This window comes from Thermococcus aggregans (assembly GCF_024022995.1).
In the GTDB taxonomy this organism is placed as follows: domain Archaea; phylum Methanobacteriota_B; class Thermococci; order Thermococcales; family Thermococcaceae; genus Thermococcus_A; species Thermococcus_A aggregans.
Genome location: NZ_CP099582.1, coordinates 543,905 through 557,272 on the forward strand (window position 1 = coordinate 543,905; position 13,368 = coordinate 557,272).

The 13,368-nt window shown below is 42.7% G+C and carries 12 protein-coding genes and 1 CRISPR repeat array; of the genes, 8 read left to right on the forward strand and 4 right to left on the reverse strand.

All coding sequences use genetic code 11. The annotated features are described in order from the left end of the window. The first annotated feature begins 14 nt into the window (after nucleotides 1–14). The 4 genes from NF865_RS03140 to NF865_RS03155 are packed head-to-tail and all read left to right on the forward strand — an operon-like array spanning nucleotide 15 to nucleotide 3,538. Nucleotides 15–527: a DUF3201 domain-containing protein gene (locus NF865_RS03140; protein ID WP_253305152.1), complete on the forward strand. Its 513-nt coding sequence runs from the start codon at nucleotides 15–17 to the stop codon at nucleotides 525–527. Between the two features lie 8 nt (nucleotides 528–535). Continuing rightward, on the forward strand, nucleotides 536–1,687 hold the full coding sequence (locus NF865_RS03145; RefSeq protein WP_253305153.1) for an RsmB/NOP family class I SAM-dependent RNA methyltransferase: 1,152 nt from the start codon (nucleotides 536–538) through the stop codon (nucleotides 1,685–1,687). Next, nucleotides 1,687–2,700 (forward strand): flippase-like domain-containing protein, encoded by a 1,014-nt coding sequence (locus NF865_RS03150; RefSeq protein ID WP_253305154.1) that lies wholly within the window; start codon nucleotides 1,687–1,689, stop codon nucleotides 2,698–2,700. Before NF865_RS03145 ends, NF865_RS03150 begins: the two co-directional genes overlap by 1 nt. 4 nt (nucleotides 2,701–2,704) lie before the next feature. Next, nucleotides 2,705–3,538, forward strand: a complete 834-nt coding sequence (locus NF865_RS03155) for an NAD(+) kinase (protein ID WP_253305155.1) — start codon at nucleotides 2,705–2,707, stop codon at nucleotides 3,536–3,538. Nucleotide 3,539: 1 nt separating this feature from the next. Here the strand turns inward: NF865_RS03155 and NF865_RS03160 are convergent, their stop codons facing one another. The 4 genes from NF865_RS03160 to NF865_RS03175 all read right to left on the reverse strand — a co-directional run bounded on the left by NF865_RS03160 (nucleotide 3,540) and on the right by NF865_RS03175 (nucleotide 9,397). Then, complete coding sequence (locus tag NF865_RS03160) at nucleotides 3,540–4,514, reverse strand: bifunctional N(6)-L-threonylcarbamoyladenine synthase/serine/threonine protein kinase (RefSeq protein ID WP_253305156.1); 975 nt, start codon at nucleotides 4,512–4,514, stop codon at nucleotides 3,540–3,542. Between the two features lie 93 nt (nucleotides 4,515–4,607). Then, a CRISPR array of direct repeats spans nucleotides 4,608–5,935; the repeat unit is 30 nt; unit sequence CTTTCAATTCTTCTAAAGTCTTATTGGAAC. Nucleotides 5,936–6,420: 485 nt separating this feature from the next. Next, nucleotides 6,421–6,936: a flavin reductase family protein gene (locus NF865_RS03165; protein ID WP_253305519.1), complete on the reverse strand. Its 516-nt coding sequence runs from the start codon at nucleotides 6,934–6,936 to the stop codon at nucleotides 6,421–6,423. Nucleotides 6,937–6,948: 12 nt separating this feature from the next. After that, entirely contained in the window at nucleotides 6,949–8,295 is a 1,347-nt protein-coding gene (locus NF865_RS03170; protein ID WP_253305157.1) for an acetate--CoA ligase family protein, read from the reverse strand. A gap of 4 nt (nucleotides 8,296–8,299) precedes the next feature. Next, nucleotides 8,300–9,397, reverse strand: coding sequence for a CGP-CTERM sorting domain-containing protein (locus NF865_RS03175; protein WP_253305158.1), 1,098 nt, complete (start codon nucleotides 9,395–9,397; stop codon nucleotides 8,300–8,302). 75 nt (nucleotides 9,398–9,472) lie between these two features. On the opposite strand from NF865_RS03175, the gene coaD reads away from it, so the two are divergent. The 4 genes from coaD (at nucleotide 9,473) to NF865_RS03195 (ending at nucleotide 13,261) form a co-directional block, all read left to right on the forward strand. After that, the gene (gene coaD / locus NF865_RS03180) at nucleotides 9,473–9,943 is read left to right on the forward strand and encodes a phosphopantetheine adenylyltransferase (RefSeq protein WP_253305520.1); all 471 of its coding nucleotides are present in this window, start codon (nucleotides 9,473–9,475) and stop codon (nucleotides 9,941–9,943) included. 1 nt (nucleotide 9,944) lies between these two features. Next, a complete protein-coding gene (locus tag NF865_RS03185) occupies nucleotides 9,945–11,204 on the forward strand; it encodes a phytoene desaturase family protein (RefSeq protein WP_253305159.1) in 1,260 nt (419 codons plus the stop codon). Between the two features lie 153 nt (nucleotides 11,205–11,357). Next, nucleotides 11,358–12,305, forward strand: a complete 948-nt coding sequence (gene arcC, locus NF865_RS03190; RefSeq protein ID WP_253305160.1) for a carbamate kinase — start codon at nucleotides 11,358–11,360, stop codon at nucleotides 12,303–12,305. A gap of 113 nt (nucleotides 12,306–12,418) precedes the next feature. After that, a complete protein-coding gene (locus NF865_RS03195) occupies nucleotides 12,419–13,261 on the forward strand; it encodes an SDH family Clp fold serine proteinase (protein WP_253305161.1) in 843 nt (280 codons plus the stop codon). Nucleotides 13,262–13,368 lie beyond the last annotated feature (107 nt).

Consider the following 13,368-nt stretch of genomic DNA (forward strand, 5'->3'; position numbering starts at 1 on the left):
TAGAGGTGAAGAGTATGAAACTGATTGAAATTCACAATCATTTAAACAGAATCTGGAGCGAGATTTTTAGGCTGAATGAAGTGTTGAGAGAAAAGCTTAGACCTCTAGGCTTTAAAGTAGAGCCTGTAGAGGAAGTCTTCAATGCTTATATTTTCCTTGAGGGTGAATGGAGAGAGATGGTCTATCCCCATCCAGCTTTTGAGATAAAGCCTCAGGGAGAAGTTGGAGCGACGATTCAGAGCTTTTACTTTGTGTTTGCTATCCCCAAGGAGAAAATAACCAGAGACTTTGTCTTTGAGTTCCTCAAGAAATTCCTGCAAAGCTATATTTATGGAACAGAGAACTTTTTGGAGGACATATACAATCACAATTCTCCTAGAAACCCCGAGGAAGTTTACAGAGAAATAGAAAAAAGCCAAGAAGAGGTCTTCCAGTTCGAAGTTGAGGCCAAAGATAGTGAAGAACTTGAAAACAAGCTCTTTGAATTTATAGAGCTGGCGAAAAAGTATAAAGTCCTTGATCTATAGGTGGTTCCATGTACAAGGAAGCGTTTCCAGAAGAGCTGCAAAAATACTACTACAACCTTTTTGGGGCAGAAGCTGAGGAGATAATGAAAAAGCTGAGAGAGCCGGTAGAGAAGTACTACATACGGGTCAACACGCTTAAAATAAGCAGAGAGAAGCTCATGGAGGAGCTTAGAAAAGAAGGGCTGAAGCCAAAGAGGAGTCCTTACCTTGAAGAGGGAATATACTTTGAGAGGGAAGGGCCGAATTTTCCCGACGATTACGAGCCCAACTTACCGAGGGTAGTTGCAAATAAATTTGCAGCCGAGAGTGTTTACCAAGGGGCACACCTTTACGCTCCGGGTGTTCTAAAGGCAGATAAGGGAATAAAGGAAGGAGATGAAGTTCAGATCAGAGACCCGCGGGGGCTTCTTGTTGGTATAGGGATTGCGAGGATGAGTGCCAAGGAAATGATAATTTCTACGCGGGGAATAGCGGTTGAAGTAACCCTTCCAAAATTCAAGCTGCCGAGCTTAAATGAATTAAAAGCCTATGAGAAGGGCTATTTCTATGCACAAAGTCTTCCTTCTATGCTCGTTGCCCATATTTTGGAACCAAAGGAAGAGGACCTCATAGTTGACATGGCAGCTGCCCCCGGAGGAAAAACTTCCCACATAGCTCAGCTCCTTGAAAACAGGGGGGAGATAATAGCAATAGACAAATCGAAAAATCGGCTTGCCAAAATGGAGAAAGAGCTTAAGAGGCTTGGCGTGAAAAACGTCAAGCTTGTCCACATGGATTCAAGAAATCTGCCAGACCTTGGAATTAAGGCAGACAAAATCCTCTTGGATGCCCCATGTACAGCGTTAGGGGTACGACCGAAGCTCTGGGAGACGAAAACGCCAAAGGACATTGAGGCAACGGCAAGGTACCAGAGACATTTCATAAATGCCGCAATAAAGAGCCTCAAAAAGGGCGGAGTGCTTGTTTATTCTACATGTACTCTAAGCTATGAGGAAAATGAAGGAAACGTGCTGTACATGATAAAGAAAGGTCTAAAACTTGAAGAGCAGAAAATCTTTATAGGCTCACCTGGGTTGGGAATAGGTGAAGTGCAGCGCTTCTATCCCCACAAGCATCTTACCCAAGGCTTCTTTATTGCAAAACTAAGGAAGGTGAGCTGATGAAAAAAAGAGACTCCCTCCTAATCTTTGTAGGGATTGTAGTTATAGCGCTGCTCATATGGTGGGCTGGAATAAAGGAAACGTTAAACCTTTTGAAAGAAGTTAAATTGGAATATCTTCTTCTGGCACTGCTTATGCAAATTCTTGCAACCCTTGCATGGGCTTTTAGGTGGAGAATATTCCTAAAGAGGGCTGGAGTGAAAGTTCAAGTAAAAGACATTGTAATGGCCACTATAGTGGGAATATTTGCAAACAACCTAACTCCCGGCGCCAGGGCAGGTGGAGAGCCAGCTAGGATGTACCTAATAACCAAGAAGTCAAGCAGTGGTTATGGGCAGGTGTTTGCAACTATAATGGCCGATAGGATTTTGGACGTCATTCCGGTTCTGCTTTTTACCCTTGTTGCCTTCAAGTACGCCCTCTCGTTAAAGGTAAAGCTTCTGCTGTCCGTTCTATCTATCTCAACTGTAGTGCTTCTTTTGATAGTGACTACAAGTCTTCTGGTTTCTTTGAACGAGGCCTTGGCTTTTAAAGTACTTAACAAAATAGCCAGCCTTGTAAGACGCATATTCCCGGAGAAGTTTGGAGGGATGGAAGAGACACTTGAAGACAAGCTTAAAAAATCCATAATAGACTTTAGAAATACTTTTCTGGAACTTTCCAAAGATCCAATTGTGTTGGGCAAGACACTGTTCTATTCTTTAGCTCTCTGGACATTAATGCTTTTCAGAACGTACTTTGTCTTTGAGAGCATTGGATATCACCTTGAAATTCAAAAAATCCTGATGGTTCAGATGGCTGGTATTGCTCTTGGAATGATAAGCATCCTCCCCGGTGGTGTTGGAATAACAGAGGCAGTTAATTCAGCCCTCTATCTTAGTCTGAGAATTGATAAGAGCCTCGCCGTAACTGCAACTATCTTAGATAGGTTTATATCTTTCTGGCTCCCAACAATTATTGGAGGGGGATTGAGCGTTTATCTTGGTGCAAAGCTAAGCAAAGGTAAGGTGTGAGAGCATGAAGTTTGGAATCGCAGCCCGAAGGGATCGTGAGGAAGCCCTAAAGCTTGCTTATAGGGTATACGACTTTCTCAAAGTTAGCGGTTACGAGGTTTACGTTGATGAGGAAGCTCATGAGCACTTCCCCTATTTCTCTCTCGAAGATGTTATCCCCCTTGAGAAAATGGACGTTGATATGATGATAGCTATCGGGGGAGATGGAACGGTTCTAAGAGTGGAACATAAAACTCCCAAAGAAATTCCTATCTTGGCGATAAACATGGGTACTTTGGGCTTTTTAGCTGAAGTAGAGCCCGCTGAAACTTTTTTTGCTATTTCAAGGGTCTTAGAAGGGGATTATTTTATAGACGAAAGGATGAAGCTTAGGACTTTTGTAGAAGGGTTTGACAACATACCCGATGCACTTAATGATGTGGCCATCTTGACCGGAATTCCCGGTAAGATAACCCACCTCAAATATTACATTGATGGGGAGCTTGCTGAGGAAATAAGGGCTGATGGGCTGATAATATCAACGCCTACTGGCTCAACTGCCTATGCCCTTTCTGCTGGGGGTCCTTTGGTTGACCCTCGCTTGCATGCCATCCTCTTAGTCCCCTTGGCTCCAGTTGCCCTTACGGCAAGACCTCTCGTTGTCCCTGACTCTTCGTCAATCGACATAGAAGTATTGACGGAAAGGGATATCGTTCTTACCGTTGATGGGCAGTTTTACACACAACTTCCTCCTCACTTGAAAATAAGGATTGAAAAGTCTCCAAGAAAAACAAAGTTTGTGAGGTTCTCAAAGAGGATTTACCCCAGGTACACCCTGAAGATAAAGAAGAAGTTCTAGACTACCAGATTACCTCTACTTCGTCAGTTCTAAACTTCTGCTTGACGACTGTCTCTTCAAGGTCAAACTTTATGCCCGCTTTGAACATTCTCAAGCCAGTATAAGCTATCATCGCTCCGTTATCCCTGCACAAATCGTATGGGGGGACAAAGAATTTAACTCCTCTATCCTCGCACATTATTTTGAGCATTTCTCTCAGGCGGTTGTTTGCTGCAACTCCTCCCACGAGGACGACTTCCTCTTTCCCTGTGTGTGCAACGGCTCTCTCTGTGACTTCAACCAAAGCGGCGAAAGCTGTTTCCTGGAAGGAATACGCTAAATCCTCAACCTTATATTTCCCGGTCTTGTACTTTCTAACGGCCTCCGTCAAAATTCCAGAAAAACTTAAGTCCATGCCTTTAACCGCATAGGGGAGCTCAATGTACTTTTTCCCTTTTTGAGCGAGCTTTTCTATCTTAGGCCCCCCTGGGAACCCTAAGCCGAGCTCTCTGGCAAAGGTATCTATGGCGTTGCCTATGCCTATGTCCAGAGTTTCTCCAAAAACCCTGTACCTACCGCCTTCTAATGCTAGCACTTGGGTGTTTCCGCCGCTTACATATAGGCCAACTGGGTCTTTTACTCCAAACATTTTTGTAATTTCCACGTGGGCGATGCAGTGGTTAGCTCCAACAATGGGTTTGTTGTACTTTATAGCCAAAGCTCTCGCAGCCGTTGCCACAACTCTCAAAGCTGGCCCTAACCCCGGCCCCTGAGAAAAGGCAATTACATCTACGTCTTCAATGCTAATTTTAGCCTCTTTGAGAGCCTTTTTTAGAAGAGGCTTTAGGAGTTTTGCATGATGCTCCGCGGCTTCCTTTGGGTGTATACCACCTTTTTCAGTCGTGAGAGTGTCAAATACATTGGCGAGAACTTTTTCTTCACTCACAATTCCTATGCCAAGTGTGTGTGCTGTGCCTTCAATCCCTAGGGCTATCATCAGAAGAGATTACTGAGGAGGATTTAAAAGCCTTGTCTTTTAATCTCTCTTAGTCTTTTTGAGGTCTTATTGGAACTGGCGTTAGTGCAAAAGCTTTCAATTCTTCTAAAGTCTTATTGGAACCAATCCATGTAAATGTACTTCTTAGTCCACGGATCGACCTTTCAATTCTTCTAAAGTCTTATTGGAACCCGCCCTTATGGTTTTATTGGGGGCTCCGCTGCGGGGTCTTTCAATTCTTCTAAAGTCTTATTGGAACCAAGGAGTTCAATGAGGAGACAAAAGAGTTCAAGAAACTTTCAATTCTTCTAAAGTCTTATTGGAACCGCTGATTTCTTCAAAGAAAAGCTTAGCTACATCTCAATCTTTCAATTCTTCTAAAGTCTTATTGGAACTTTGGAAAGGAGCCGCAAACATTCGATATAGTGAAGACTTTCAATTCTTCTAAAGTCTTATTGGAACAGCCCGTAATTATTCTGGCTGTCTGTATCCTCTGCCGCTTTCAATTCTTCTAAAGTCTTATTGGAACGTTTAATATCTACCTTTCCGTTGGAGAATCATTTCGATCTTTCAATTCTTCTAAAGTCTTATTGGAACATAACTTTCACTACTCCAAGAACGACCATAAATGCTGCTTTCAATTCTTCTAAAGTCTTATTGGAACCAGGCCCTGCTACAAAGAGATGGTAACGGAAGATACAGCTTTCAATTCTTCTAAAGTCTTATTGGAACTACTTCGTTGGCTGGGGGCAAAATCGGCATTATTCTTACTTTCAATTCTTCTAAAGTCTTATTGGAACTCCACCGATGTCGTTTAGATCAGCTGTTAAGTTGTATCCTTTCAATTCTTCTAAAGTCTTATTGGAACTCAAAATTACTAACGGTGCTTATGGCGTGCTGGTGAGCTTTCAATTCTTCTAAAGTCTTATTGGAACGAGATGAAGAGGCACGAGGTAAAAGTTTTCTCACCAAACTTTCAATTCTTCTAAAGTCTTATTGGAACACGGTTTAAGTCAATAAGGACAACTCTGCTCGGGTCGACTTTCAATTCTTCTAAAGTCTTATTGGAACTTAAAGCTTTGTGGGCAATGACCCTCTTAGCGGTCCTACTTTCAATTCTTCTAAAGTCTTATTGGAACCCCAAAAAATTTTGAATAAAAAAATCAAAAGTTCCTTCCTTTCAATTCTTCTAAAGTCTTATTGGAACTTGCGTTTTACACTCTTGCTTGTTGAAACATCGTCCTCAATCTTTCAATTCTTCTAAAGTCTTATTGGAACTGGGAGTTAGCCGCCGAGGGTGTGAAAGCTGAGTATGAAATTATCCTTTCAATTCTTCTAAAGTCTTATTGGAACCCCACAGTGTCGAGCTTGCTTGCATAGAACAACCCCAGCTTTCAATTCTTCTAAAGTCTTATTGGAACAGGGGCGAATTTTCCTCCAAATCCCCTATAAAACCATTAGAGCGCTTGAACATTATAAGCCTTTCGACAAAGGGTCAATAAAAAAGCCCTCACAAGCTCCAAATTAAGACCGCAAGAAAGGACTTTTGTGCTCTAACCCGTGTGAAACTCTCCCAATTCTGCAATGCACAGCTCCATACACGAGATCTCCAAAGGGAAGACAGAGGGTTAAATTAAGAATTTCCTCCTAAAACCAAATTTGAGGAAGAAAGGTTCGATTTCTGCTGGGATAATATATAAAAGAAGCTTAGTATTGCCCCGTTCAAAATTCCGAAAAAATTTCGTTACAAAATTCAAAGGATATTGCGACTCTTTGTCAGATAGTAACTTTTGGTTACTAAAGACTTCCAAACCAAGTTTAGAATCCAAAATTCAAAAAGAAGCCTTCAAAAACGATTAAAAGCAAAAAACAGAAACCTAAACGTGATAATGGGGGCATTTATCCTTCATTCTGCTTTGTATATCTTCTTTTCAAATGTTACGAAGTCTGTCCATGCCGCATGTGCTAGAAAGTTTGCGTTCATGATATCTGGCTTTCCGTCCTTGAAGGCTTCCTCTTTGTATGTGTAGCCCACAATTTCGCCCACAAAGAACGTGTGATCACCATAGTCCCTTGCATCAACGACTTTACACTCTATGTTTGCCAATGCCTCCTTTATGCTTGGCGTGACGATCTTTGTTGAGTTAATAAGGGTTATGTTCATTTCTTTGAGCTTTGAGGGTCCACTTTTTGTTCCAGCAATCCAGACGTCTCGAAGCATCTCTAAGCTTGGAACACTGATCACGAACTCTTTGTATTTGGAGATTAACCTGTGGGTGTATCTCCTAGGAGAAATTGCCACTCCTACTAGCGGGGGTTTATGGGAAAGAACCGTCACCCAGTCCGCTGCCATAACGTTTGTTTCCTCTCCTTGACCTGAGACTATTAAGTAGGTCCTCATCGGGTAAATCGGCCTGTACATCTCTCTCACCCCTTAATATCTTATACTACGCTCTTTAAAAGCCCTTCTTAAGCTGAGCCAGTAAAGGGCTTTGGCGGCTCTTTCAGGGGTTGGGAAATTCTTTATTCCGTGGGCATTTAAAACTCTCACACCTTCTCTCACGAGTTCTCCGGCCATAAAATTGACAATTATGGGCTTGTTGCACTCGGCATCTATGATAGCCTTTGCAATCTCTTCGCTCGGAATGAATATTGGTGGAACGCAGATAACCAGCAAGGCATCGACGTTTCTATCTCTGCAGACTACCTCTATAGCCTTCTTGTATCTCTCATAATCTGCATCCGCTATAAGGTCAATTGGATTTTTGATGGAACATTGAGGAGGCAGAAAACTTTTGAGATCTTCTGTTGTTTTGTCTTCAAGCCTTGCAATCTCTAGCCCCAACTTCTCGGCTTTGTCGGTTGCCAAAACTCCAGGACCGCCGGAGTTTGTTATTATGGCTATTCTCCCCCCTCCGCTTTCGTACATCTCGAAGGTTTTTGCCGCATCAAAAAGCTCTTCCATTTCCTCAACCTCTATGGCTCCAAACTGGGCAAAAACGCCTTTGTAGATCTCATAGCTGCCCGCCAAACTTCCGGTGTGGCTCTGAGCAGCTTTGCTCCCGCTTTTGCTTTTTCCTGCCTTGAGGACTATCACGGGTTTTTTAGCGGTGGCGTATCTCAAAGCTTCCACGAACTTTTTCCCGTCTTTTACACCTTCAATATACAAAGCTATCACTTTGGTGTTTTCATCGTCGGCAAAATACCTCAAAAAGTCGCTCTCCGTCAAATCGGCAGCATTGCCGTAAGAAACGAAAGCTGAAAATCCTATTCCTTCCTCATTTCCCATAGCCAAAGCTGCACCGCCAAATGCTCCGCTCTGCGAGATCAGCGCTAAGCCTCCTTTCTTAACCCTAACTTCAAAGGAGCCGAAAAAGTCAGCATGAACACCAAAAATCCCGGCACAGTTTGGCCCAATAATTCTTACTCCTTTTTCTCGGGCTTTTTCAACGAGTTCTCTCTCGAGTTCAACGTTACCGATCTCGCTAAACCCTGCGCTTATAACCACAGCTCCTTTAATTTTGTCTCCAATTTCCTCGATTAAGGACGGAACAAGCTTTGCGGGAATTGCTATTATGGCAACGTCAACATTTTTCTCAAGCTTTTCTGCGATTTTAAGTTTCTTTCCCCCTACTTCAACTTCTCCCCCTTTAGGATTCACGGGAATAATCTCGCCCTTAAAGCCTCCTTCAACTATATTTCTCAGAATTTCGTATGCTATTGCTCCCCTCTTAAATGACCCAAATACCGCCACAGAGGCGGGATAAAAGAAGAAGTCCATTTGCTCACCTCCGTCTTGTCAAGAGTGGAAGTATTGCTATCAACAAGACAATTCCTGGCCCGCAGATGCCTTTCTTCTGCTCTACCACAATAGTTACAGTTTTACCGTCCGTTTTCTGCGACTTTATTTCCACAGTGGTTGGGGATTTAACACTTATCTTATCGAACTCGAACGGTAGGGTTATATTTGCAGTCCAAGTTTTCTTGGTGAGACTCTCTTTATAGTCAACTTTTGGCTTTGCCTCACCCCATACGAGTACTCTGCTGTCCTCAATTTTGGAGTTTATCTCTTGAATATCCATAGTTTTGTTGAACTCTTCTCTAATTTTTATTTCATGGTAGCTTGTAGCGTTAATCCCTTCGAAAGTTGCGTTAAACTGGACAAGTCCGCTTAGGGGGTCATAGTAAATCTGGATGCTCTTTGTAGTTTTTGCCAGAAATTCGTCGAAAGGAATGAACTTAGTAGTATTCTCTGTTGTCTTGTTCATAATGGCTTCATAGACGGAGGAATCAAAGGTTATAACAACTATTGGAAGATAGTACCCGTTTTCCCATGAGGCGACATTATCTACAAGCTCCTTCGGTTTTGGAGCTAGATTGATAATATAAGCGTCTTTTGGGAGAATTATTGTGAGCTTTCTCCAGCTGTATTCAAAAATCTTGTTTTTAAAGAAGAATTGCATTGGTCCATAAACTGAGCTCTGCAGTGTTTGGTTTTTCTCCACAAGGTAATTGTATATTTTAAAAGTTACAACTGCAGTCCAGTTTTTTCCCAAGTTTACGGGCCCTTCCTCTGGTACAACAACCAAAGCTTCTTTAGATCGCTCTTCTACTTCTCTTTTGAAATTGCCATATATCAACGAGTAAACAAAGTCATGGAATTCCTTTTCTGCTCTTTGGGGATTTGTCTGGGAGAGCTCCTCGAAATAGTCCAAATAAGACGGGTCTTTGAGCTGGGCGTTAATCTTAACGAATGCCGTCCCACTCGGATACACGGTCATATAAATGTCTATGTTGAAGAGATGTTGATCCTCATAAGCGTAAACCTGAGAAAACGATGCCAGTAGCATAAACGTGATGATAATCCACGCACTTTTCCTCATGTTCCCACCTCCAAAACTTTTTCAATTAGCAAATACAAAAATTTATTGGTTCATTAATGGCAAAGCGTGATAGCGATGAAGAAGTACAGAAAAGTCGTGGTTGGAGGTACGTTTGACAGGCTCCATTTAGGACATAAAGCTTTGCTTAGGAAGGCTTTTGAAGTTGGCAAGTACGTTTACATAGGTCTGACTTCTGATGAAATGATAAAGAACAAGCCATACGCCGAAAAAATTCTCCCCTATGAGATTAGATTAAGGGATTTGCTAAAGTTCTTTGAGGTTAACGGCTACAAAAACTACAGGGTAATAAAGATACACAGTGCAATAGGGTTTGCAGACAGGATAAAGAGCTTAGACGCAATAGTTGTTAGCGAGGAAACATATAAAGGGGCTCTCTTGGTAAACAAGGCGAGGGAAGAAAAGGGGCTAAAACCCCTTGACATAGTTGTCATAAAGCTGATCAAAAGCAAACTTGGGGATAAAATAAGCTCTTCCTTAATAAGGGCTGGTCTTATAGACCCTTTTGGAAATCCAAAGAGGTGGTAAAATGAGAGTGGTCACGATTGGAGCTGGACTTGGAGGGCTTTTAACAAGTGCCTTTTTAGCCAAAGCAGGTCATGAGGTAACGGTTCTGGAAAAAGCTCCTTTTGTAGGTGGTAGGTTTACAAACCTCAACTACAAAGGCTTTCAGCTGTCCACTGGGGCTCTCCACATGGTTCCTCATGGAGAAAATGGTCCTTTGGCTCACCTTCTAAAGCTCCTGGGGGCTAATGTGGAGATAGTAAACTCAAATCCGAAGGGCAAGTTTTTCATGAATGGAAACCTCTACCATTACAGAGAGGGATGGGACTACTTGTCGCTTAAAGAAACGGCAAAGGCCATGAAGCTTCTCACAGAGATAAAGGCCAACAAGCTTCCAAAAGGAGAAGAGGCAAACATGAACTCCTGGGAGTGGCTCAAAGAAAAAATCGGCGATAACGAGTTCGTTTATCTTTTCATAAAGAGCTTTCTCGGGTGGGCGGTTAGCTTAACCCCGGAGGAAGTTCCGGCAATTGAGCTTGCCAAGGAAATAAAAGCCACTTTGAAGTGGGGCGGCCCCGGACTTATAAAGGGCGGATGTAAAGCCGTAAGCGAAGAGCTTGCGAGAATTGTAAAAGCAAACGGAGGAAAAATAATAACCGGAAAGAAAGCGATTGAAGTGGATGACGGCAAAGTGATGACATCAGATGGGGAGGAATATAGCTACGATGTATTAATCTCGAACATAGGAATAAAAGAAACGGTGGAGCTTTTTGGAAGGGATAAGTTTGATAGAGAGTATCTGAAAAAAGTGGATGCCCTAAAGCCTGCGGAAGGAATTAAAATTAACGTAGCCTTAAGGGGAAAGCCGAGAATAGGCAACACTGTTGTCTTTACCCTGGACACTCAAAGGATAAACGGATATAACGAGCCCTCCGCATTAACTCCAGAGCTCGCAAGGGAAGGATATACGCTTATCATGACACATCAGGCTTTGAGGAGCAAAAACATAAAGAAGGAGCAAAAATTGGGATTGGAGGATCTTTCCTATCTCTTCCCAGATCTCGACAAAGATGGAGAAGTTCTGATGGTTCAGACGTATTTAGATGGGAACCCAGTCAACAGAGTAGCCTCTGGAATGCATCTTGACTTTCCGATGGAGAACGTTTACATAGTTGGGGACGCAAACAAGGGAGAAGGTGGCATAGAGGTTGAAGGAATAGCCTTGGGAGTCATGAAAACCCTCGAAAGCCTTGGCATTGGGCGGTTTAGTGAATGGTACCTCTAATTAAAACAGCAAAGAAATCCCCTTAATATCTTTAAGTTTGCAATCTCTTTCACTTATTCTTCGAAGTTTTTTCTAAAAGGACTATTTTATGGCTAAGAAACCCTTTTAATTCGCTGGGGTCTAACTTTATACACCAGTGTTGGAGGGAGTAGCATGAAGAAGAGGGTTGTCATAGCTTTGGGTGGGAACGCTATTCTGCAGAGAGGGCAAAAGGGTACTTATGAGGAGCAAATGGAAAATGTGAGAAAGACTGCAAAACAGATTGCCGATATTATTCTTGATAACGAGTATGAAGTTGTCATTACTCACGGGAATGGGCCTCAAGTGGGGGCAATTTTGCTGCAGCAGGATGCTGGAGAGCACATGTACGGTATTCCAGCGCAACCCATGGATGTTTGCGGTGCAATGAGTCAGGGTCAAATAGGGTATATGATCCAGCAGGCTTTAGTTAACGAATTAAGGAAGAGGGGCATAAACAAGCCGGTGGCGACGGTAATTACTCAGACTATTGTTGATAAAAACGATTCGGCGTTCCAGAACCCTTCAAAGCCTGTGGGCCCATTTTACGATGAAGAAACTGCCAAAAAGCTTGCCAAAGAAAAGGGATGGGTAGTTATAGAGGACGCCGGAAGGGGATGGAGGAGAGTAGTTCCAAGTCCAGACCCAAAGGGGCACGTTGAGGCTCCAATAATTCAGGATTTGGTTAAAAAAGGCTTTATAGTCATAGCTTCTGGTGGCGGAGGAATTCCGGTTATTGAGGAGAATGGTGAATTTAAAGGAGTAGAGGCTGTAATCGATAAGGACTTGGCTGGAGAAAAGCTTGCTGAGGAAGTTAACGCTGACATTCTTATGATTCTCACCGATGTTAATGGGGCTGCAATCAACTACGGCAAGCCAAATGAACAGTGGCTCCGAGAAGTTAAGGTTGATGAACTTAAGAAATACTACGAAGAGGGACACTTCAAAAAGGGTAGCATGGGGCCAAAGGTTCTCGCTGCCATAAGGTTTGTTGAATGGGGAGGAGAGAGAGCAATAATTGCCGCCTTGGACAAAGCTGTTGAAGCCTTAGAAGGAAAAACAGGCACTCAGGTTGTTAAGTGATTTTTATCTATTTTCTATTCTTTCGTTAGAACTCTCGTTCAATTTCGTTTGCCAAAAGGCTTAAAGACATTAATGTTGTAATATCTCTTTAGGAATATCGTGGAGGTGACTTCATGGATCCATTAAGCGGATTCATAGGTTCGTTGATATGGTGGATATTGTTCTTCTATTTGCTCATGGGGCCCCAGATTCAGTACAGGCAACTGCAAATTGCTAGGGCGAAATTACTGGAGAAGATCGCGAGAAAAAGAAATTCCACTGTTATAACAATGATTCACAGGCAGGAGAGCATCGGTTTCTTTGGGATCCCAGTGTACAAGTTTATAAGCATTGAAGATAGCGAAGAAGTGTTAAGGGCAATAAGGATGGCTCCAAAAGACAAGCCAATTGACTTAATCATCCACACGCCGGGAGGATTAGTATTGGCAGCAACGCAGATAGCAAAAGCCTTGAAAGACCACCCGGCAGAGACGAGAGTAATAGTGCCGCACTACGCAATGAGCGGTGGTACTTTGATAGCCTTGGCTGCGGATAAGATTATAATGGATCCTCATGCGGTTTTGGGTCCAATTGATCCCCAGCTAGGCCAATATCCTGCCCCGAGTATAATAAGAGCTGTTGAGCAAAAAGGTGCGGAGAAAGTTGACGATCAAACCCTTATTCTTGCCGATGTTGCAAAGAAAGCAATAAACCAAGTTCGAGAGTTCGTTTACAACCTCCTTAAGGACAAGTATGGGGAGGAGAAGGCTAGGGAGTTAGCTCAGATACTCACTGAGGGAAGGTGGACTCATGACTATCCAATCACCGTTGAGCATGCAAAAGAGCTTGGTCTTCACGTTGAAACGGAGGTTCCAGAGGAAGTCTATGCTCTTATGGAGCTCTATAAGCAACCTATAAAGCAAAGAGGCACTGTGGAATTTATGCCTTACCCAGTAAAGCAACAGGGGAAAGATTAGATAGGTGGATTTTTGTTTGTTCATTTCCTTTTTGAAAAGTTAAACGATAGTTCTTGGTTCTAAAGAATAATTTCACATCTCAGCCAAAAACTTTTTATTTAGTTTTT

Coding starts and splice junctions, on each gene's coding strand:
- NF865_RS03140 (WP_253305152.1), top strand. CDS start 15: ATGAAACTGATTGAAATTCACAATCATTTAAACAGAATCTGGAGCGAG.
- NF865_RS03145 (WP_253305153.1), top strand. CDS start 536: ATGTACAAGGAAGCGTTTCCAGAAGAGCTGCAAAAATACTACTACAAC.
- NF865_RS03150 (WP_253305154.1), top strand. CDS start 1,687: ATGAAAAAAAGAGACTCCCTCCTAATCTTTGTAGGGATTGTAGTTATA.
- NF865_RS03155 (WP_253305155.1), top strand. CDS start 2,705: ATGAAGTTTGGAATCGCAGCCCGAAGGGATCGTGAGGAAGCCCTAAAG.
- NF865_RS03160 (WP_253305156.1), bottom strand. CDS start 4,514: ATGATAGCCCTAGGGATTGAAGGCACAGCACACACACTTGGCATAGGA.
- NF865_RS03165 (WP_253305519.1), bottom strand. CDS start 6,936: ATGTACAGGCCGATTTACCCGATGAGGACCTACTTAATAGTCTCAGGT.
- NF865_RS03170 (WP_253305157.1), bottom strand. CDS start 8,295: ATGGACTTCTTCTTTTATCCCGCCTCTGTGGCGGTATTTGGGTCATTT.
- NF865_RS03175 (WP_253305158.1), bottom strand. CDS start 9,397: ATGAGGAAAAGTGCGTGGATTATCATCACGTTTATGCTACTGGCATCG.
- coaD (WP_253305520.1), top strand. CDS start 9,473: ATGAAGAAGTACAGAAAAGTCGTGGTTGGAGGTACGTTTGACAGGCTC.
- NF865_RS03185 (WP_253305159.1), top strand. CDS start 9,945: ATGAGAGTGGTCACGATTGGAGCTGGACTTGGAGGGCTTTTAACAAGT.
- arcC (WP_253305160.1), top strand. CDS start 11,358: ATGAAGAAGAGGGTTGTCATAGCTTTGGGTGGGAACGCTATTCTGCAG.
- NF865_RS03195 (WP_253305161.1), top strand. CDS start 12,419: ATGGATCCATTAAGCGGATTCATAGGTTCGTTGATATGGTGGATATTG.